We start from the raw sequence: 21,503 nt of genomic DNA on the forward strand, positions 1-21,503 counted from the left end.
CGTCGCCACGCGGCGACGGTGCTTCCAGTCGAATCAGAACTGCCAGGACGCGCGGAATCCGATCACGTGACCGCGTGCCTCATGCTTGAGCCACGCCGGGCGGCTCATCGGTACGCCGACGAAGCCATCCCACGCCAGTCCGCCCAGCTCGCCACGTGCACCCAGGTGGGCGCCGCTGAGGGTTCCGCCGCCGATACCCTGGCGGTCGTCGCGCTCGATGTGGCCGATATCGATGCCCGCATAGGGCGCGATGGCGCGATGTGCCATCCAGCTGATGCTGTTGCGCCAGTAGCCACCACGGCTGCCGCCAAGTGGCACCTCGCCGTCGAAGCCGTTGACGGTATAGCGGCCACCGACGCTGATGAACTCCGAGCCGTACAGCGTGTCCTTGCTCCACTGGTAGCGGAGCGCGGTGTTCCATGCCAGCGGACGCGGCCCGGATGTCAGGGCGCCACCGGCGCCGATATCCAGCGTGGTCAGCCCATAGCGGAACGTCGGCGCCAGGTCATCACGGCCCACGGCGTCATCATCGCCTCCCAGCCACGGCACGCCGCGGCGGTGCGCCAGGCGGATATCGGCCTGGACCCGCCCCAGGTACTGGCGGTGCAGCAGCGCCAGCTCGACCGAGGTGGTACGCCGGCGCTGGCCTTCGATCTCCACGCCTTCCACGTAGCTGTGCGACGACCGTTGCGCCACGCGCAGCTCGATGCCGCTGCGATAGCTCTGGCCACGCACCAGCAGCCGTTCCACGGCCAGGTCGACGTTGCTGGAGGTGCCGGTGCTGGCGAACGTGTCGGCGTTGCTGGCGATGGTCTGTTTGTAGCGCGAGCTGTAGGTGCTGGTGCTGAAACGCCAGTTGCCCAGCGGAACCGACCACGATGCATTGAAGCCGTGGGTACCCCGGCCCTTGTCGGCACTGCCGTCGCTGCTGACGCCAATGCTGAGCAGGTCGTTGACGCGAGCCAGGTTGTCTACCCACGCGGTCGCGCCGACCTGCTGCTTTCCGGTCGCACGGCTGCCGGCATCATCCAGCGACACCGAGGCACGCCATCGCTTGCCGTGGCGGATGCTGATGACCACGTCCGACTCGCCGGGCGCCTCACCCGGCACCAGCTCCATGTTCACGTCCTGCGACGGAACGCGCTTGAGCTGCTCCAGGCCCTGTTCCAACGCGCGCAGATTGAGTACGTCCCCCGGCCGCGCGGGAAACGCACTCTTCCACATCGAATCGGGCACATCTTCAGCGTTGAAGCGGATCTGCCGGATCACGCCCGGTACCAGCTGCAGGCGCAGGGTTCCGCTGCCCAGGCTCTGCTCGGGCAGGCCGATGCGGGTGGTCACGTAGCCCTTGGCCAGCGCCAGATCCGAGGCACGCCGCACGATCAGCGCGATGCCCTGCTGGCCCACGCAGCGGCCACGGTAGCGGTCGAGATAGCGCTGCAGGAACGCGAACGGCCCCAGATGCGCGCCGTCAAGCTGCAGCTGCTGCAGGGTGAAGCACGGCTCTTCGTCCGGCAGTTCCAGCGAATGCAGATCGATAGCAGCGGCCGGCTGTTCGCGTGATACATCCGGCAATGCCTGCCGCTGCTCACGCTCGCGCGCCTCGCGCTCGGCGCGTTCGCGCAGTTCCTGCTGCTCGGCGAACGAGGGACTGGCCGACTGTGCATGCACGACGCCGACCCACAACAGTCCCGCGGTGCCCAGAACGGCACGCACGCCGCATCCTGCTTTTCTGTTACCCATCAACGACTTCCTTGTCCAGCATTGGTACAGACCTGGGGCTGTGAACAGACATCGTGCAGAGAGAACATGCGGCCAGCACCGACTCGACCGCCAACCGCTATCGGCGGGAGTGCGCGGAACTTTAGGGTCTTTGCATCCGTGTACCCATTGCGACGACGCAGTCGAGCATCACACGCTGAAGGATGGGCATCCTTCAGCAGCCGTCATACGTCGTCAATCGCTGCGGCCGTTACGGCACCCGTGCGCACACCCATACCCGCACGTCCCTGGCACCGGCCAGCCGCAACGTCTCGGCGATTTCCATCACTGTGCTGCCGGTGGTCATCACATCGTCCACCACGGTCAGCCGTGTCGGCGGCGACAAGCGCGTACCGAATGCGTCAAAGAGGTTGTCCCTGCGCTGTTCTGCGCTGCGCTCGGACTGCGGCGCGGTGTGGCGGCGCCGGTAGAGGCCCTGCCAGACCGGCATCGGCAGCAACCGGCACAGTTCGGCGGCCTGGTTGTAGCCGCGCTGGCGCAGGCGCCGCCCATGCAGCGGCACCGGCACCAGCGGCGCGCACGACCAGGGGGGTGGTGCGCGCTGCATCAGCTGCGCAAGCAGTCGACCTGCCGCCAGATCCTGATGGAACTTGTAGCGCACCAGCAGCTGATCCACGGGTGGAAGGTACAGCAGGCTGGCATGTGTGGCGGCCTGCGGCGGCACGTCCTCGCGACAGATCCCGCAGACGATCAGGGCGTTCCCGGGTAGCGGGAGTGCGCAGCGCAGGCAGGCACGACCAGCCCAGGGCAGTTCGGCAAAGCAGGCGCGGCACAGGTCAAGTTCATCGTGGCCAGGATCACCACAGACCAGGCAGCGCAGTGGCAGCAGCACGCGAAGTGCCGCCTGCAGGAGGCGAGTGGACTTGAACAGGGCCGGCATGCGCTACAGCGTGACCGCGCCGCTGCCCCGAGGCCATCAGACGCACGCTCCTTGACCTGTAGGCATCTTTACCCGTTTACGGAGCACTTCACCGCGTTGGCGCAGGCTTCGCATCCACCCGGGTGCGATACACCATGTACGGCGTCTGCCGGCGATCCACGCCGCCATTGAATGCGGCCTGTCGATGCAGCTGGTTGGCGGTGAAATACAGATAGCCGTCCGGCCCCATCGACAGCGTATCCGGCCACAGGATGCGCGGGTCGTGCACCACCGTCGCCCATCGCCCCTGCGCGTCACGGGCATGGATGGCGTTGTGCTCGTAGTCGCTGGCATACAACCGCCCGTTGGCGTCCATCTCCATGCCATCGGAGGCGCCCTTGTCGCCCAGGTCGACCACCGCCGCCGCCAGTTCCGCGTCACTCAGCTTCGGGTCGCGCAGCAGCGCGGTCGGCACGCTGTACAGATGACGGCTGGACAAGGGCGTGTAGAACAGGGTGCCACCATCGGGCGACAGGGCGATGCCATCGGCGGCCACGGTGAACGGCGCCGACGAACCATCGGCGTTACGCAGCCGCATCTGCCGCCCTTCCACGATCGGCACGAAGGCGGCATCGGCCGAGGTGGACACGTGGCCGACCAGGCGCTTGGACGCGGCGCCAGTGGCGAGGTCGATCACGATGATGCCGCCGATACCGCTCAGCGACGAGTCGGTGACGTAGGCCACGCCCTCGCGGCCAACACGGAAATCGAAGCGCACATCGTTGACATAGGTGCGCGCGTCGATGACGTTGGCCGGGAACACCAGCGTCTTGGCCACGGTGTTGGTGGCCAGGTCGATCGCCACCAGTTTGGCACCGCCGGCCTGTGGCGCAGAGAACCCGGGCGCGGCGGTATCCAGCACCCACAACCGGCCCTGACCATCGGCCACCACGCTCTGCACGCTGATGAAATGGGCCGCCGGATCGGGGCCGTCCTTGCGGTTGATGCGCGCATCCGGATAGGGAACGGCGCGGCCGTCGCGCCATTCGGCCACGCTGTAGGCCACCTCATCGCCCCAGCGCGGGAAATTGACGAAGATCCGCCCGGTTTCAGATACCGCCACGCTGGTAGGCATGGCACCTTCGAAACGCGCCACCGGTTCAAGGGTACCGATGCTGCGCTCGCTGGGCAGCAGGGGCGCGCCGGACATCGCCAGCGCGGGGGAACTGGCCAGGGCCAGGACGGCAGCCGCCAGGCTGCGGATACGGCAGTTGATCATGGTCGCGCTCTCGATGCAGGTCCGGGTGCAGCCCCGGCGTGGACGCATCTTCTGCGTCGCGCGTGGCATCGGGTAGACGGTGCAACGCGGAATCAGCTTCACTGCTGGAGTGAAGATGGAAGGCTGATTGATCGCGTTGATTGAAGCAATGATCGTTGTCTATCCGTTGCGTGCCTGCCTTGCGGCAAACCCGCTCAAGAAATCTCAACGGCTGCCAACGCGGTTTCGAACCTGTGCTGACCCTCTTCACCCCACCAGGGAACGGTCATCACGCCACCCCGCCGCTGCAACTGGTGCAGAAGGAGCAGGAAGGCCTGGACCTCCCGCTGGCCCCATGACGCTCCCATGCGGTAATCGAGCGTCAACCCATGGCGCATGACGAGCACACCCAGTTCTGGCAGAAGAACGCCGCCGCAGGCAATGTCTGCAAGGCCGACATGGAAGGGTTCCACTTCGTCCTGGAGAACGCGTCGCGCGTCGCCCGGTCCCATGAACGGCTGACCAAGATCTTCCGCACGGTGCCAGAGCTGCACGCTTCCAGAACCCGCGACGCGGGCACCGCAGGCAAACAGATAGGCGAACGCATCGGCCGTTCCGGCGGCCTCACGGTACGCGAGCTCCACTTCCGGAAGCGAGCCATCATCGGTCACGAAGTAGCACCGTAACGTCGCCAACACCTCCTCTGGGAGGAGAATTGCTGCTCCAGGCTGCATTGCTCCTAGTCATCTCCATTTTCGCGGGTGCGGGAGGTTCGCACAGCAGGCGCCTCGACAGCCACATCTTCAGCCGTTTTCGGCACCATCAACAACTCCGCCAACCCGCGGTAGATCGGCACGCGGCACACCAGCCCGGACACACCACGCGCGATCAGCACCGTGGCCAGGATCGGCAGCAGCAGATCGCCGCTGTCGGTCAGCTCCAGCGAGATCACCGCCGAGGTCAGTGGCGCCTGGGTCACACCGGTCAGGTAGGCGCACATGCCCAGCAAGACGAACGCGCGCGGGTCCACGCCCGGCATCAGCACTGACAGGTTGTGGCCGAGTCCCGCGCCGACCGCCAACGCAGGTGAGAACAGGCCACCGGGAATGCCCGCCACGTACGAGGCCAGGTTGGCCAGCAGCTTCATCAACCCGAACTCGTGGCCGACCAGCGCCTGGCCCTGCACCAGGCTGCGCGCTTGTTCGTAACCGGTGCCGAACGCGCCTTCGCCGGACACCAGGGCCAGCACGACCACCACCAGGCCGCAGCCCGCGGCCAGCAATACCGGATGCCGCTGCCGCAGCTGGCCCAGCCAACGCGGGCGGCCCGCCGCACTGGCCAATACCGCGCGTGCGAACAGGCCTCCCAGCAAGCCCGCCACCACGCCGCACAGCAGGATCGCCAGCCAGCCCTGGCCGAGCGGCAGACGCGCGCTCACATGGCCGAAATAGGTGTAGTTGCCCAACAGGCCGAGCGATACCACGCCGCCGACGATCACCGCGGTCAACAGGGTGCCGGAGAAGCGATGTTCGAAACGGCCGCTGAGCTCCTCGATGGCGAAGACGATGCCGGCCAGCGGCGTGTTGAACGCCGCCGCAATACCAGCAGCGCCCCCGGCCAACAGGAAGTGCGAGAGCTCGCGGGGATCCTTGAAGCCGAACCAGCGGCCGAACAGGTACATCAGGCTGGCGCCTACGTGCACGGTGGGCCCCTCGCGCCCGACCGATGCGCCCCCCAGCAGCGACAGCGAGGTCAGCAGCAGCTTGCCGGCCGAAACCGCTGGGGAAAGGTTGGTTTTCCGGAACGGCTCATCGGCCTTGTCCAGCGCAGCGATGACCTGCGGAATGCCGCTGCCCCGCGTGGGCTTCAGCACGCCGGAAGTGAGCCAGGCCAGCAGCGCGAAGATGCCCGGCGTGAGCAGCAGGGCCCACCACGGCGAGTGCGAGGTGATGCGCTGGAACAGATGGAAGGCCGCATCGCTGGCCTTGGCAAACAGGATCGCCACCAGTGCCACGGCCACCGCGCCGCCCCACAGCGCGGCGCGGCGGCGCCAGGCCTCGCTGAGGACCAGCGCGGTGATGCGCCCACGAAGGCGGTAAAGATCAAACATGGGAAAGAGTCTGCGCGCCAGCACTTACGTTGTGCAGCAGGCACTGTGGCTGGACACCTTGCAGCATGCGGTGAAATGCGGCGCTTCGCTCGATGCTCTATTGCGCCGACGACCCGTAAACCAAATTAAAATTCAAATGGTTGACAGCCTCCCCGCGCCCACCCACACTGCCGCCCTCGCTCCACTCGTATCCAAGGTCCCGCCATGGCTGCTGCCATCCGCCACGACTGGCAACACGACGAACTGCAGGCGCTGTTCGATCTGCCGTTTCCCGAGCTGCTGTTCCGCGCCGCCGCGGTGCATCGCGAGCACTTCGATCCGGCGCAGGTGCAGGTGTCCACGCTGTTGTCGGTGAAGACCGGAGGCTGCCCGGAAGACTGCGCGTACTGCCCGCAGGCGCAGCGCTACAGCACCGGGGTGAACGCGCAGAAGCTGATGGAGACCGACGCGGTGCTGGCCAAGGCGCGCCAGGCCAAGGCCGCCGGTGCATCGCGCTTCTGCATGGGCGCCGCGTGGCGATCGCCGAAGGACCGCGACATCCCGAAGGTGGCGGCGATGATCGCCGGGGTGAAGGCACTGGGGCTGGAGACCTGCGCCACGCTGGGCATGCTCAGCGGCGAGCAGGCGCGTGCGCTGAAGGATGCGGGCCTGGACTACTACAACCACAACCTCGACACCGCGCCTGACTACTACGATTCGATCATCCACACGCGCCAGTACCAGGACCGTCTGGATACGCTGGAGCACGTGCGCGATGCCGGCCTGAAGACCTGCTGCGGTGGCATCGTCGGCATGGGCGAGACGCGCGCGCAGCGCGTCCGCCTGCTGCTGGCGCTGGCCTCGCTGCCGGCACATCCCGATTCGGTGCCGATCAACAAGCTGGTGCAGGTGGCGGGCACGCCGCTGCATGGCAGTGCCGAGCTGGACCCGTTCGAGTTCGTGCGCATGATCGCGGTGGCACGCATCGCCATGCCGCGCTCGATGGTGCGGCTGTCGGCCGGGCGCGAAGCCATGAGCGACGAACTGCAGGCGCTGTGTTTCCTTGCCGGTGCCAATTCGATCTTCTATGGCGACAAGCTGCTGACCACCGGCAACCCGGAGAGCGAGCGCGACCTGGCTTTGTTTGCCCGGCTGGGCCTGCAGCCGATGGCGGTGCAGGTGGATGCCGAGGGCCACGACCACGGCGGCACCGTGCACGCCGATATCAGTGCCGATACGCCCGGCTGTGGCTGCGCTCACGCGGCCTGAGACGGGCCGCAAGCAGGCGCCGCGGCAACGCGCTACCCTAGCCGCCCCGTCGACGCATTCAGCCACCATGGCCCGCCCCGACCTGACCGCCCGCCTCCACGCCCAGCGCGCCCTGCGCGATGCCCAAGGCCGTCGCCGCCCGCGACGCACGGTCACCCGTCGCGATGGCGTGCGCCTGGAAGTGGACGGCCAGTGGCTGACCGGCTTCTGCAGCAACGACTACCTCGGCCTGGCCCAGCAGTTCAGCGTGGTCAACGCGCTGCAGGACGCCGCCGCACGCGAAGGCGCTGGCGCCGGTGCCTCGCACCTGGTCTGCGGCCATCATGCCCTGCATGAGGCGCTGGAACGCGAAGTGGCCGAATGGCTTGGCTATCCGCGTGCGCTGCTGTTCGGCAGTGGCTTCGCCGCCAACCTGGCGGTGCAGCAGGCGCTGCTGAGCGAAGAGAACGATGTCTGCGTACAGGACAAGCTCAACCACGCCAGCCTGCTCGATGCCACCCGGTTGGCCGGTGCACGCCTGCGCCGTTATCCGCACCTGGATGCGGAAGGCGCAATGCGTCAGCTCAAGCATGCGCCCGATGGCGCGGCAATGCTGGCCACCGATGGTGTTTTCAGCATGGATGGCGACATCGCACCGCTGCGTGCATTGTCGCTTGTGGCACGCCTGCAGCAGGCGCTGTTCTATGTGGATGATGCGCACGGTGTAGGCGTGGTCGGTGATGGCCGTGGTGCCGTGGCCGCCGCCGGACTGGGCGTGGACGATGTGCCGCTGCAGCTGGTCACACTGGGCAAGGCACTGGGCGGTTCCGGTGCACTGGTGCTGGGCCGCGACGACCTGATCGAGCATCTGGCCGAGACCGCACGCCCGTACATCTACACCACCGCCGTGCCACCAGCGATGGCCGCCGCTGCGCTTGAAGCGGTGCGCCTGGCGCGCAGGGACAACTGGCGCCGTTCCAAACTGGCAGATCTGATCGCGTTGTTCCGCAGCGAAGCACGCCGCCATGGGCTGGACCTGATGGCTTCGGACACGCCGATCCAGCCGCTGCTGTGCGGCGATGACCACACCGCCGTGGCCATGTCCACGGCGCTGGAACAGGCCGGCTGGCTGGTCGGTGCGATCCGCCCGCCGACCGTGCCGGAAGGCAAGGCGCGCCTGCGGGTGACGCTGTCCGCGCTGCACACCCCGGAACAGGTGCGTGGCCTGGTCGAGGCCATCGCCAGCGCGCGTGAACGCGTGGCCCTGGCCGTGCGTGAAGCCGCGCCACCGCCGCTGCCTGTCTTTGCCTGAGTTCCGTGTCGTTGCCCATGCATATTGACGTCACCGGCCGTGGGCCGGACCTGGTGCTGATCCACGGTTGGGCCCTGCAGGGCGGCGTGTTCGCGCCGCTGGTGCAGCGGCTTGCGGACCAGTTCACCCTGCACCTGGTCGACCTGCCCGGCCATGGGCACAGCCGCGAGGACACCACGCCGCTGCGCCTGCCGTTCGTGGTCGGTGCCATTGCCGCGGCTACGCCGCCGGCGGTGTGGTGCGGCTGGTCACTGGGCGGCCTGTTCGCATTGCACGCGGCGGCCACGCTGCCAAAGGTGCGCGGGCTGGCGATGATCGCCGCCACGCCGCGCTTCGTGCGAGGCGAAGACTGGCCGCACGCGGTGGAGCCGGCGGTGTTCGAGCAGTTCGGCCGCGAGCTGGCGACCGACTTCGGCGGCACGCTGGAACGCTTCCTCGCGCTGGACGTAATGGGCTCGGCACACGCCCGCGATGAGCTGCGCACCCTGCGCCAGCGCCTGGTCGAGCGCGGTGCGCCCACCGAACGCGCCCTGCTGGAAGGCCTGCGCCTGCTGGAGAGCACTGACCTGCGCGGAGCACTGCCAACGCTGGGCAAGCCCAGCCTGTGGATCGCCGGCCAGCGTGACCGGCTGGTGTCTCCGGTGGCGATGCAGGCCGCCGCAGCACTGGCCCCGGGTGCGCAGGCGCTGACCATCGCCCACGGCGGCCACGCGCCGTTCCTTGGCCATGCCGACGAAGTGGCTGCCGCCCTGCAACACTTCGTTGCCGCCCTGTCGCCGGCTGATGGCGGACAATGAGCACCTTCCGAATTCCGCAGGACTGACGCATGGATCTGGGCATCAACGGCCGCTGGGCACTGGTCTGCGGCGCCAGCAAGGGATTGGGCCTGGGTTGCGCGCGTGCGCTGGTGCGCGAGGGCGTCAACGTGGTGATCGTGGCCCGTGGTGACGCTGCGCTGCAGGCCGCCGCTGAAGAACTGCGTGCCGTGCCCGGCGCTGCCGAGGTGCGCGCGGTTGCCGCCGATGTCACCACCGAGGCCGGCCGTGCTGCGGCACTGGCCGCATGCCCGCAGGTGGACATCCTGGTCAACAACGCCGGCGGCCCGCCGCCCGGTGATTTCCGCAGTTTCGAGCGCGACGACTGGATCGCCGCGCTGGACGCCAACATGCTGGCGCCGATCGCGCTGATCCGCGCCACCGTCGACGCGATGATCGAGCGTGGCTTCGGCCGCATCGTCAACATCACCTCGTCGGCGGTGAAGGCCCCGATCGACATCCTGGCGCTGTCCAACGGCGCGCGCAGCGGCCTGACCGGTTTCGTCGCCGGCCTGTCGCGCCGCACCGTGGCCCACAACGTCACCATCAACAACCTGCTGCCCGGCCAGTTCGACACCGACCGCCTGCGCGCCAACTTCGCCCACAGTGCGGGCAAGGACGGCGATGCTGGCGAAGTGGCCGAGCGCCGCCGCCAGCAGATTCCCGCCGGCCGCTTCGGCACGCCGGACGAGTTCGGCGCCGCCTGCGCCTTCCTGTGCAGTGCGCAGGCCGGTTACCTCACCGGGCAGAACCTGCTGATCGACGGCGGCGCCTACCCCGGTACGTTCTAAGAGACTTTCGCAATGCCGTCCCACTTCGATGCCCGCCACGTCCGCCGCGCGTTCGCGCGTGCCGCCAGCAGCTACGATGCCGCCGCCGCCCTGCAGCGCGAGGTGCAGTCGCGGCTGATCGAATCGCTGGACTACCTGGAGGCACGCAAGCCCGAGGTGGTGCTGGACATCGGCGCGGGTACCGGCCATGCCAGCGCGTTGATGAAGAAGCGCTGGCCGAAGGCGCAGGTGATCGCGCTGGATGTGGCGCTGCCGATGCTGGACCAGGCCAAGCGCCAAGCCGGGTGGTGGAAGCCGTTCCAGCGCCTGTGCGGCGATGCCGCCGCGCTGCCGCTGGCCGACAACAGCGTGGATGTGATCTTCAGCAACCTGTGCCTGCAGTGGGTGGACGACCTGCCGGCGGTGTTCGCCGGATTCCGTCGCGTGCTCAAGCCCGGGGGCCTGCTGCTGTGCTCGACCTTCGGCCCGGAAACCCTGGTGGAACTCAACGAAGCGTTCGCCGCCGCCGATGATCGTCCGCACGTGAGCCGCTTCGCGCAGATCGCCCAGTTCGGCGACGCGCTGATGATGGCCGGCTTCCGCGACCCGGTGCTGGACCGCGATCTGTTCACCCTGACCTACGACGACCTGCCCTCGCTGATGCGCGAGCTGCGCGCGATGGGTGCGACCAACGCGCGGGTGGACCGCCGCCATACGCTGACCGGGCGTGGTCGTTTCGCCGCTGCCGCCGCTGCATACGAGCCGATGCGCCGTGCCGACGGCAAGCTGCCCAGCAGCTGGGAAGTGATCTACGCCCACGCCTGGGCACCGGACCCGGGCGCGCCGATCCGCGAAGGCGGGCATGACGTCGCCTCGGTGCCGGTGTCGGCGATTCCGATCCGCCGCAAACAGACCTGATCATCTGGTAGTGCCGGCCGCTGGCCGGCAACCTCACGATTCCCTGGTGGGCATCTGCCGGCCAGCGGCCGGCACTACCGAATGCGACGCCATACGCGAATCGCTCTGGTGGGTGCCGACCTTGGTCGGCACAGTGCCGGCAGCATCGCGATCTGACAGATGGTCCCAACCAAGGTTGGCACCTGCCAATTCCGAGCGGTGTCGGCGATTCCAATCCGCCGCAAGCAGACCTGATCGTCTGGTAGTGCCGGCCGCTGGCCGGCAACCTCACGATTCCGTGGTGGGCATCTGCCGGCCAGCGGCCGGCACTACCCAATGCGACGCCATACGCGAATCGCTCTGGTGGGTGCCGACCTTGGTCGGCACAGTGCCGGCAGCATTGCGATCTGACAGATGGTGCCAACCAAGGTTGGCACCTGCCAATTCCGAGCGTTGTCGGCGATTCCGATCCGGCGCAAGCAGACCTGATCGTCTGGTAGTGCCGGCCGCTGGCCGGCAACCTCACGATTCAATGGTGGGCATCTGCCGGCCAGCGGCCGGCACTACCCAATGCGACGCCATACGCGAATCGCTCCGGTAGGCGCCGGCCGTCACTCTGGTAGGTGCCGACCTTGGTCGGCACAGTGCAGGCAGCATCGCGATCTGACAGATGGTCCCAACCAAGGTTGGCACCTACCAATTCCGGGCGGTGTCGGCGATTCCGATCCACCGCAAACAGACCTGATCGTCTGGTAGTGCCGGCCGCTGGCCGGCAACCTCACGATTCCATGGTGGGCATCTGCCGGCCAGCGGCCGGCACTACCGCATACCACGCCATACGCGAATCGCTCTGGTAGGTGCCGACCTTGGTCGGCACAGTGCCGGCAGCATCGCGATCTGACAGATGGTGCCAACCAGGGTCGGCACCTGCCAATTCCGGGCGGTGTCGGCGATTCCGATCCGCCGCAAACAGGCCTGATCGTCTGGTAGTGCCGGCCGCTGGCCGGCAACCTCACGATTCCATGGGGGGCATCTGCCGGCCAGCGGCCGGCACTACCCAATGCGACGCCGCGCCCAACGCAGGCTTCCGCCCTCAGGTATTGGCCGGCGAACTCAACGGCGGGCGCACCAGGTCGCGGTGGAAGAAATAGATTTCCTGCACCAGGAAGCGCCAACTGGTGTGGAAGCTGCGGAAGCGCGTGCTGGGCGTGGACGAGGCCAGCGCATCGATGCCGAGCGCCTTGCTCAGGCGCAGCGCGCGCGCCATGTGCAGCGGATCGCTGACGACGATCACCCGGTGCAGGCCGCGCTGGTCCATCAGCCGCTTGGCTTCAACCAGGTTCTGCACGGTATTGCGCGAAGCGGTTTCGATCAGGATCGCATCGTCCGGCACGCCATGCTTCAGCGCGTAGCGCCGCGCCACCTGCGACTCGGAGAAGCGCGCACCGGTGCCGCCATAGCCACCGGTGAAGATCAGCAGCGGCGCATAGCGTGCTTCATACAGATCCAGCCCGTGGCGGATGCGTTCTTCGAACACCGGTGACGGCTTGGCGTCATAGGCGGCCGCACCCAGCACGATGATGGCGTCGGCCTTGGCGGCCTGGTCGCGTTCACCCACCCAGACGATCCAGGCGGTCACGCCCAGCAGCCAGATCACCAGCAGCACGAACAGCCGCCACAACCAGCCCAGCAGGCCGGTGCGTTCGCGGTGCCGCCCGCGGCTCACGCCGCCCCCCAGCGCAGCGCTGGCAGGTCGACGTTGCCGCCGGACAACACCAGGCCCACGCGCAGGCCGGCGAAGCGCTGCGGCTGCGCCAGCACCGCAGCCAGCACGGTGGCCGAAGAGGGTTCCACCACCTGCTTGAGCACGTCCCACAGCAGGCGCATCGCCGCCAGCGTCGCGGCGTCATCGATCACGATCACCTCGGCACCGGCGGCGCGCAGCAACTCGAAATTGGGTGCGCCGATCAGGGTACGCAGGCCATCGCAGATGGTGTCCGGGGTGAACGCGCCCTGGCGCTCGCCGATGGCCAGCGAGCGCGCGGTGTCATCGGCGCCGGCCGGCTCGGCCAGGATCAGCCGGGTCTGCGGACTGGCGTGCTGCAGGGCCAGCGCGGTACCGCTGGCCAGGCCACCGCCGCCCACCGGCACCACCAGCGCGTCGAACGGGCCGTCGCTGTGCAGCAGTTCCAGGGCCGCGGTGCCCTGCCCGGCCATCACCGCCAGGTTCGTATAGGGATGCACCAGGGTTGCGCCGGTATCGGCCTGCACCTTGGCGCAGGTGGCCTCGCGGTCGGCGATGGTCGGCGGGCAGCGCCAGAGGGTGGCGCCGTGGCGGGCGATGTTGGCCAGCTTGGCGGCCACCGCCCCTTCCGGCACCACCACATGGCAGGGGATGCCCCGGGTGCGTGCGGCCAGGGCCAGCGCGGCACCGTGGTTGCCGGAGGAATGGGTCACCACGCCGGTACTGGCACGATCGGCATCGAGCGACCACACCGCATTGCAGGCACCACGGAACTTGAATGCGCCACCGCGCTGCAGGTGCTCGGCCTTGAACGCCAGCTGTGCGCCGGTCATCGCATCGAGCGTGCGCGAGCGCAGCACCGGGGTCACGCTGGCATGCGGGGCAATCCTCGCAGCAGCAAGCAGGACATCATCGGCGCGGGGCAACAGTGAATCGCTCATGACGCAAGATTAACGTATGCCCCCGCGCTGGCGACCGGGGCACAGGTCATGCCAGCATGCAGGCCTACGCCTCCATTCATCCTGGCCAGCCGAATTAAGGGCCGATTCAATGCCCGCGCACGAAGCTGGCTGCACATCCGTCCTCTGGGGGGACCCACCATGAAAATGCGCCTGTTGCTTGCCGGTGGCCTGTTGTTGGGCCTGACTGGCTGCACCACCTACGACTATGTAGGCGGTGGCCGCGGTGGCGGCTACTACCACGGCGCGCCGTCGGTGGAGTACCGCTACCCGGCCGGCTATCCCTACAACTACGGCTACCCGTACTACGGTGGCTATGGCGGCTATTACGGCGGCTATGGCAACCCGTACTACTCGCGCCCGATCTACCGCCCGCCGCACAACCACCGCCCGCCGCCGCGCCCGCCCGGCAACGGTGGCGAGAACCGTCCGCCGCCGCCGAGGCCGTCGTACAACGGCGGTTCCCCGTGGCGGAACATGGATTCGATGCGTCGCCCGCCGCAGTCGAACATGCAGCCGCCGGCGCCCGCACCGCAGGCCCGCCCGGCCCCGGCACCGAGTGCGCCGAGAATGAACGGTTCCCCCTGGCGCAACATGGATCGTGCGACGCAGCGCACAGTTGAGCGCTGAACCGTCTTGCATTTCACACGGTCTAAGCCGCAATCTACGCGAACAGTGACGGCCCGCGTCACAAAGTGACAAAAACGACACGAGCCGCCGCAAAAAGCTCTACGTCGATATCCGACAGGAACATCTGGATCCCCCCTGTTCCGGCCCTGTCGGATGTCGGCACCTCTGAAGGCAGACGGCCCCGCAATGCGGGGCCGTTTGTTTTGCCGGGCCGCCAACCGGCGAGAGCCCCAGCGTCAGTAGATCCACGCCATGCGTGGACGGGGCCTTTCCCGGCACCCCAAAAAAACAGGGCCGGACAGTCCCCCGACTGCCGGCCCTCTGCTCCCCCACCGTGCGCCTGTACCGGCCCCTGTTCCAATTCCGGTCACGGGCGCCTACGGCGCCAGCCACGGTGGGTGCTATTGGGTTATCTGCAAAAATCCTGCCAACTTTAGGGCTGATTTCGGCGCCGGCCGGCCGGTACCGACGTCCCGGCCCCGAATGGCGCTAAAATCGCCACCCCGGCGCCGCCCCCGGCCGCGCCCGCCCCCAGCTGAACAGCCCCCATGAATCCGTCCTTCCATCGTTACGACGTCATCGTCATCGGCGGTGGCCACGCTGGCACCGAAGCCGCGCTGGCCGCGGCCCGCACCGGCGTGCGCACCCTGCTGCTGACCCACAACATCGAAACGGTGGGCGCGATGAGCTGCAACCCGGCCATCGGCGGCATCGGCAAGGGCCACCTGGTCAAGGAGATCGACGCCCTGGGCGGTGCGATGGCGCATGCCGCCGACCACGCCGGCATCCAGTGGCGCACGTTGAACGCCTCCAAGGGCCCGGCCGTGCGTGCCACCCGTTGCCAGGCCGATCGCAACCTGTACCGCATGGCGATCCGCGCCATCGTCGAAGGGCAGGACAACCTGACGGTGTTCCAGGCTGCGGTCGATGACCTGGTCATCGAAGGCGACGCCGTGCGCGGGGTCATCACCCAGACCGGCCTGCGTTTCGACGCCGGGGCCGTGGTGTTGACCGCCGGTACCTTCCTCGCCGGCAAGATCCACGTCGGCCCGACCCAGTACGCCGCCGGCCGCATGGGTGACCCGCCGGCCACCACGCTGGCCGCACGCCTGCGCGAGCGCCCGTTCCAGGTGGATCGCCTGAAAACCGGCACGCCGCCGCGCATCGATGGCCGTTCGCTGGACTACAGCGTGATGGACGAACAGCCCGGCGACACGCCGCGTCCGGTGATGTCCTTCCTCGGCTCGGTGGACGAGCATCCGCAGCAGGTCAGCTGCTGGATCACCCACACCACCGAGCAGACCCACCAGATCATCCGCGACGCGCTGCATCGCTCGCCGCTGTACAGCGGCCAGATCGAGGGCATCGGTCCGCGCTACTGCCCGTCCATCGAAGACAAGGTGGTGCGCTTCGCCGAAAAGGCCAGCCACCAGATCTTCGTCGAACCCGAAGGCCTGGGCATCGTCGAGATCTACCCCAACGGCATCTCCACCTCGCTGCCGTTCGACGTGCAGCTGGAGATGGTGCGCAGCATCCGTGGTTTCGAGAACGCGCACATCACCCGCCCCGGCTACGCGATCGAGTACGACTTCTTCGATCCGCGCGGGCTGAAGGCCTCGCTGGAAACCAAGCTGGTCAACGGCCTGTTCTTCGCCGGCCAGATCAACGGCACCACCGGCTATGAAGAAGCGGCCGCGCAGGGCCTGCTGGCCGGCCTCAACGCCGCACGCCAGGTACGTGGACTGGATGGCTGGTGCCCGCGCCGCGACGAGGCGTACCTGGGCGTGCTGGTGGATGACCTGATCACCCACGGCACCAACGAGCCATACCGCATGTTCACCAGCCGCGCCGAATATCGCCTGCAGCTGCGCGAGGACAATGCCGACCAGCGCCTGACCCCCGCCGGCCGCGAAATGGGCCTGGTGGATGACCATCGCTGGAGCGCGTTCGAGACCAAGCAGGCCGCCGTCGCCGCCGAGCGCGCGCGCCTGGGCGCACTGTGGGCGACCCCGGCCAATGCGCTGGGCCGCGAGGTACAGGACACGCTGGGCGTGGCGGTCAGCCGCGAAACCAATGTGCTGGACCTGATCAAGCGCCCCGAGCTGGATTACGCGCAGCTGATGCAGGTGCCGTCGCTGGGCCCGGCCGTGGCCGACGCCAAGGTGGCCGAGCAGGTGGAGATCGGCGTGAAGTACGCCGGCTACCTGGATCGCCAGCGCGAGGAAATCGAGCGCCAGCAGCGGCACGAAGCCACGCCGATCGCTGAAGCCTTCGATTATGGGACGGTACGCGGGCTGTCGGCCGAAGCGCTGCAGAAGCTGGAGCGCGTGCGCCCGCAGACCATCGGCCAGGCGCAGCGCATCCCGGGCATGACCCCGGCAGCGATCTCGCTGCTGCTGGTGCATCTGGAGCGGGCGCGCCGCGGCCGCGTGGCATAAGCGGTCGCACCTGCTTCTGGTGGGTGCCGACCTTGGTCGGCACGAATCATCAGATCGCGATGCTGCATGCATTTGTGCCGACCAAGGTCGGCACCTACCGGAGCGGAAGGCACACCCACATTGGCGGGCGCGTTACCGCGCGTCGGCGCCACCACCCAGCACCTTGAACAACGTCACCCGGTTGCCCGCCTCCTGCTGCTGCAGGGCGATCAGGTCCTGCTGCGCGGCATACAGGCTGCGCTGCGCATCCAACGACTGCAGGTAGCCATCCAGTCCAGTGCGGTAGCGCGCCTCGGCCAAGGTGTAGCTGCGCTGGCTGTCAGCCACCAACGCGCGTTGCGCGTCCAGCTGCGCGGTCAGGTGATCGCGCGTGGCCAGCGCATCGGCCACCTCACTGAAGGCCTGCTGGATCGCCTTCTCGTACTGCGCGATGCCGATGTCCTTGCCGATCTTCGAGGCATCCAGCGAGGCGTTCAGTGCACCGGCATGGAAGATCGGCGCGGTGATGCTGGGCGCGAACGACCAGCCACGGGTGCCGGCCGAGAACAGCGTCGACAACGCGGTGGAGCTGTGGCCGTAGTTGGCGGTCAACGTCAGCGTCGGGAAGAATGCAGCGCGCGCGGCACCGATATCGGCATTGGCCGCCTGCAACGCGTGTTCGGCGGACAGCACGTCCGGGCGCTGCAGCAGCACGCTTGAGGGCAGGTTGGAAGGCAGCGGCGCCAGCGCCACGGTGCCGTCCAGCGCCTGTGCGCTGGGCAGCAGTGCCGCGTCCAGCGGTGCACCGACCAGCAGCTGCAGCGCATCGCGATCCTGCGCCTGCTGGGTCTGCAGCTTGGCCAGCGCACCGCGCGCGGCTTCCACGCTGGCCTGCACCTGCGACAGGTCCAGGCCCGAAGCCAGGCCTTGTGCATGGCGGGCCTCGGTGCGCTGCAGGGTCTGCTGCTGGCTGTCCAGCGTCTGCCGGGTGAACGCCAGCGACTGCTCGTCGGCCGCCAGCGCCAGCCACGCCGTGGCCACTTCGGCCACCAGGCTGGTGCGCACGGCGCGCTGGTTCTCGGCGCTGGCCAGCCAGTTCTGCAGCGCCTCGTTCTTCAAGCTGCGGATACGCCCGAACAGGTCCAGCTCCCAGCTGCTGATGCCCACCTGCACGGCATCGGATTCGGTCACCTGGGTGACGCCGGTCTCGCTGTTGGCATCGCTCACCCGCGAACGGGTGACACTGCCGCTGGCATCCACCGACGGCAGCAGTGCCGCGCGCTGGATGCGGTACTGCGCGCGCTCCTTCTCCACCTGCAGCACCGCCACGCGCAGGTCGCGGTTGTTCTGCAGCGCCAGCGCGATGACCTGCTGCAGGCGCGGTTCCAGGAACACTTCGCGCCAGGCCGGCATCGCCAGTGCCGGCTCAGCCTCGCCGGTGCCGGCATTGCCGAACTGTGCCGGCACCGGCGCCTCGGGACGCTGGTAGTGTGGGGCCATGCTCACGCAGCCGCCCAGCACGGCGGTCATCGTTGCGGCCGCCAGGGCGCGCAGCAGCATCGGCTTCATGGGCTTGTCTCCGGGACAGTGGCGTCGGCCGGCGCGCGGCCCGGGAACAGGCGGCGCACCAGCAGGTAGAACAACGGCACGAAGAACATGCCCAGCACCATCGAGGCCACCGTACCACCGGCCACGCCGGTACCCAGCGAACGGCGCGCGGCCGAACCGGCGCCGGTGGCGAACACCAGCGGCAACACGCCCATCAGGAACGCCAGCGAAGTCATCACGATCGGCCGCAGCCGCAGGTAGACCGCCTGCAGGATTGCGTCTCGGGTGTCCCTGCCCTGCTGTTCGAGGATGCGCGCGAACTCGACGATCAGGATGCCGTTCTTCGCTGCCAGACCAATCGTGGTCAACAGGCCGACCTGGAAGTACACATCGTTGTTGAGGCCACGCAGGTTCATCATCAGCACGGCACCGAACACGCCTACCGGCACGGCCAGCATCACCGCGAACGGCACCGCCCAGCTTTCATACAGCGCGGCCAGGCACAGGAACACGAACAGCAGCGAGATGGCATACAGCATCGGCGCCTGGTTGCCCGACAGCTGTTCCTGGTAGGCCATGTCCGACCAGGCGTGGCTGAAGCCTTCCGGCAGTGTGTCGGCCAGGCGCGCGATCTCGGCCATCGCCTCGCCGGAGCTGACACCCGGCGCCGGTTGGCCGGTGATTTCCATCGCCGAGATGCCGTTGTAGCGCTGCAGTGCGGCCGGCGCACTGGTCCAATGCGTGCTGATCAGCGACGACAGCGGCACCATCTGCCCGGCCTGGTTGCGCACGCTCCAGCGCTCGATGTCCTGCGGCTGCATGCGTGCTTCGGCGGTGCCCTGGATGAACACCTTCTTGATGCGGCCCTTGTAGATGAAGTTGTTGACGAAGTCGCCGCCCAGCGCCGCGTTCAAGGTGTCATTGACGTCCTGCGGGTTCACGCCCATGGCCTGCACCTTGGCGTCGTCCACCTTCACGGCGTATACCGGCGCGTCTTCCAGGCTGGCGTAGCGCACGTTGACCAGCTTCGGGTCCTTGGCGGCTTCCTTCAGCAGCGTGTTGCGCGCGGCCACGGCGGCGGCATGGCCGGCACCGCCTTCGTCCTGCAGTTCCAAGGTGAAACCGCCCGCATCGCCGAGGCCAAGGATGGCGGGTGGCGAGGTGATGAACACCTGCGCATCGGGCACGCTGGCCATCGCCCGCGTCAACCGTGCGGCGATGGTATCGGCGTCGTCCTTGCGGTCATCCCAGTCCTTCAGGCGGATGAAGGCCTGGCCGACGTTCTGGCCGCTGCCGGTAACACTGAAACCGGCGGTGGCCTGGATCGAGAGCACGCCGTCGTCCTTCACCGCGACGGCACTCAGACGATCCATCACCGCCCGCGTCTGCTCCAGCGTGGAACCGGCCGGCAGCTTCACCAGCGCGTTGAGCATGCCCTGGTCTTCATCGGGCAGGAACGCGCCCGGCAGGTGCCACAGCAGCAGGCCGGTGGCCACGCTCAGCACCAGGTAGAACAGCACCCCCAGCGTGCGGCGGCCAAGGAAGCCATCCACGCGGTGACGCAGGCCATTGGAAGTGCGCTCGAAGCGGTGGTTGAACCAGATGAAGAACTTGCCCAGCAGGCTCGGCTCGCCAGCGTGATCGCCATGCGGATGGCCGCCCTTGGGAATCTGGTGCAGGATGCTCCCGCACAGCGCCGGGGTGATGGTCATCGCCACCAGCACCGACAGGATCATCGCAGCAGCGATCGTCACCGAGAACTGGCGATAGATCACGCCGGTGACACCGCTGAAGAACGCCATCGGCAGGAACACCGCAGTCAGCACCAGCACGATGCCGACCAGCGCGCCGGTGATCTGGCCCATCGCCTTCAGCGTGGCCGGCTTCGGTGCCAGCCCCTCGAAGGTCATCACCCGCTCCACGTTCTCCACCACCACGATGGCGTCGTCCACCAGCAGGCCGATGGCCAGCACCAGCGCGAACATGGTCAGGGTGTTGATCGAGTACCCGAACGCGGCCAGCACGCCGAAGGTGCCCAGCAGCACCACCGGCACCGCGATGGTCGGGATCAACGTGGCCCGCCAGTTCTGCAGGAACAGGTACATCACCAGCACGACCAGCGCGATCGCCTCGATCAGGGTGATCACCACTTCCTTCAGCGAGATGGTCACGAACGGCGTGGTGGTGAAGGCCACGTGGGCGGTGTAACCGTGCGGCCAGTACTTCTGCAGCTGCTGAAGCCGTGCATCGATGGCCTTGGAGACGGCGATCGCGTTGGCACCGGCATTGAGTTCAATGCCCAGCGAGGCCGACGGCTTGCCGTTGAAGGTGCTGATGCTGTCATAGCTCTCCGGCCCCAGGCCGATCGTCGCCACGTCGCCCAGGTGCACCACGCTGCCGTTGGCGTCAGCCTTGAGCACCACCTGCGCGAACTGCTCAGGCGTGTGCAGGCGGCTGCGCGCGGTCACGGTTGCGTCCAGCTGCTGGCCCTTCAGCGCCGGTTGGCCACCCAGCTCACCGGCCGACACGTCGGTGTTCTGCGCCTGCAGTGCGGTCTCGATGTCCGACGGCATCAGTGCGTACTGGCGCATTTTTTCCGGATCCAGCCAGATACGCATGGCGTATTCCTGGCCGATCGGCTGGATGTTGCCGACGCCGCTGACACGGCTGATCTGGTCGTCGATGCGCGCTTCCATGAAGTTGGCGACATCGAAGTTGTCCATGCTGCCGTCTTCGCTGGTGAACGACAGCACCTCGAAGAGCGAACCACTGGACTTGGTGATGGTCAGGCCGTTCTGCTGCACCGCCTGCGGCAGCGTGGCCATGGCGGCCTGCAGCTGGTTCTGCACCTGCACCTGCGCGGTATCCGGATTGGTACCGGTGGCGAACACCAGGTTGACCTGCGCCGAGCCGTCGGAGGCACTGGTCGAGGTCATGTACATCAGGTGATCGAGGCTTTGCTGGGACTGCTCGATGACCTGGGTGACCGCGTTTTCCACGGTCCGCGACGAGGCGCCGGTGTAGGTGGCGCGGATGGTGATGGTGGGCGGGGCGATCTGCGGGTAGCGGTCCACCGGCAGGATCAGGATCGCGAGCAGGCCGAGCAGGCTGACCGCGATGGCGATCACCCAGGCGAAGATCGGCCGGTCAATGAAGAAACGAACCATGTGGGCCA

At 67.8% G+C, this 21,503-nt stretch carries 16 protein-coding genes; 7 read left to right on the forward strand and 9 right to left on the reverse strand.

All coding sequences use genetic code 11. The annotated features are described in order from the left end of the window. Positions 1–33: 33 nt before the first annotated feature. From CKW06_RS22245 to CKW06_RS22265, 5 genes are all read right to left on the reverse strand, one after another. Positions 34–1,716: a ShlB/FhaC/HecB family hemolysin secretion/activation protein gene (locus CKW06_RS22245; RefSeq protein WP_032964534.1), complete on the reverse strand. Its 1,683-nt coding sequence runs from the start codon at positions 1,714–1,716 to the stop codon at positions 34–36. A 256-nt stretch (positions 1,717–1,972) separates the two neighbouring features. Then, complete coding sequence (locus CKW06_RS22250) at positions 1,973–2,662, reverse strand: ComF family protein (protein WP_024958349.1); 690 nt, start codon at positions 2,660–2,662, stop codon at positions 1,973–1,975. Between the two features lie 88 nt (positions 2,663–2,750). After that, positions 2,751–3,920, reverse strand: a complete 1,170-nt coding sequence (locus CKW06_RS22255) for an L-dopachrome tautomerase-related protein (protein WP_024958350.1) — start codon at positions 3,918–3,920, stop codon at positions 2,751–2,753. A gap of 194 nt (positions 3,921–4,114) precedes the next feature. Next, the gene (locus tag CKW06_RS23690; protein WP_032964538.1) at positions 4,115–4,570 is read right to left on the reverse strand and encodes a hypothetical protein; all 456 of its coding nucleotides are present in this window, start codon (positions 4,568–4,570) and stop codon (positions 4,115–4,117) included. 68 nt (positions 4,571–4,638) lie between these two features. After that, a complete protein-coding gene (locus tag CKW06_RS22265; RefSeq protein WP_024958352.1) occupies positions 4,639–6,009 on the reverse strand; it encodes a chloride channel protein in 1,371 nt (456 codons plus the stop codon). Between the two features lie 204 nt (positions 6,010–6,213). Between CKW06_RS22265 and bioB the strand changes: the two genes are divergently transcribed. From bioB to bioC, 5 genes are all read left to right on the forward strand, one after another. Then, positions 6,214–7,257 carry a biotin synthase BioB gene (gene bioB, locus CKW06_RS22270; protein ID WP_024958353.1) on the forward strand — a complete coding sequence of 348 codons (1,044 nt, stop codon included), beginning with the start codon at positions 6,214–6,216 and terminating at the stop codon, positions 7,255–7,257. A 67-nt stretch (positions 7,258–7,324) separates the two neighbouring features. Further along, on the forward strand, positions 7,325–8,548 hold the full coding sequence (bioF, locus tag CKW06_RS22275; protein WP_024958354.1) for an 8-amino-7-oxononanoate synthase: 1,224 nt from the start codon (positions 7,325–7,327) through the stop codon (positions 8,546–8,548). 17 nt (positions 8,549–8,565) lie between these two features. Beyond that, on the forward strand, positions 8,566–9,345 hold the full coding sequence (gene bioH, locus CKW06_RS22280; RefSeq protein WP_024958355.1) for a pimeloyl-ACP methyl ester esterase BioH: 780 nt from the start codon (positions 8,566–8,568) through the stop codon (positions 9,343–9,345). 29 nt (positions 9,346–9,374) lie between these two features. Continuing rightward, the gene (locus CKW06_RS22285; protein ID WP_024958356.1) at positions 9,375–10,154 is read left to right on the forward strand and encodes an SDR family oxidoreductase; all 780 of its coding nucleotides are present in this window, start codon (positions 9,375–9,377) and stop codon (positions 10,152–10,154) included. A 12-nt stretch (positions 10,155–10,166) separates the two neighbouring features. Further along, the gene (gene bioC / locus CKW06_RS22290) at positions 10,167–11,051 is read left to right on the forward strand and encodes a malonyl-ACP O-methyltransferase BioC (protein ID WP_005414800.1); all 885 of its coding nucleotides are present in this window, start codon (positions 10,167–10,169) and stop codon (positions 11,049–11,051) included. A gap of 1,072 nt (positions 11,052–12,123) precedes the next feature. Here bioC and CKW06_RS22295 read toward each other — a convergent pair. Next, positions 12,124–12,768, reverse strand: a complete 645-nt coding sequence (locus tag CKW06_RS22295) for a YdcF family protein (RefSeq protein ID WP_024958800.1) — start codon at positions 12,766–12,768, stop codon at positions 12,124–12,126. Next, positions 12,753–13,715, reverse strand: a complete 963-nt coding sequence (locus CKW06_RS22300) for a pyridoxal-phosphate dependent enzyme (protein ID WP_024958801.1) — start codon at positions 13,713–13,715, stop codon at positions 12,753–12,755. Before CKW06_RS22300 ends, CKW06_RS22295 begins: the two co-directional genes overlap by 16 nt. A 159-nt stretch (positions 13,716–13,874) precedes the next feature. Here CKW06_RS22300 and CKW06_RS22305 point away from each other — a divergent pair, with 159 nt between their 5' ends. Continuing rightward, the gene (locus CKW06_RS22305; RefSeq protein ID WP_024958802.1) at positions 13,875–14,363 is read left to right on the forward strand and encodes a hypothetical protein; all 489 of its coding nucleotides are present in this window, start codon (positions 13,875–13,877) and stop codon (positions 14,361–14,363) included. Between the two features lie 548 nt (positions 14,364–14,911). Beyond that, positions 14,912–16,801: a tRNA uridine-5-carboxymethylaminomethyl(34) synthesis enzyme MnmG gene (gene mnmG, locus CKW06_RS22315; protein WP_024958771.1), complete on the forward strand. Its 1,890-nt coding sequence runs from the start codon at positions 14,912–14,914 to the stop codon at positions 16,799–16,801. 132 nt (positions 16,802–16,933) lie between these two features. On the opposite strand, the gene smeC is transcribed toward mnmG, so the two are convergent. Next, positions 16,934–18,349, reverse strand: coding sequence for a multidrug efflux transporter outer membrane subunit SmeC (gene smeC, locus CKW06_RS22320; RefSeq protein ID WP_032964841.1), 1,416 nt, complete (start codon positions 18,347–18,349; stop codon positions 16,934–16,936). After that, positions 18,346–21,495 (reverse strand): multidrug efflux RND transporter permease subunit SmeB, encoded by a 3,150-nt coding sequence (smeB, locus tag CKW06_RS22325; RefSeq protein WP_024958773.1) that lies wholly within the window; start codon positions 21,493–21,495, stop codon positions 18,346–18,348. The genes smeC and smeB overlap by 4 nt, the downstream gene beginning before the upstream one ends. Positions 21,496–21,503 lie beyond the last annotated feature (8 nt).

Source organism: Stenotrophomonas maltophilia (assembly GCF_900186865.1).
Taxonomy (GTDB): Bacteria; Pseudomonadota; Gammaproteobacteria; order Xanthomonadales; family Xanthomonadaceae; genus Stenotrophomonas; species Stenotrophomonas maltophilia.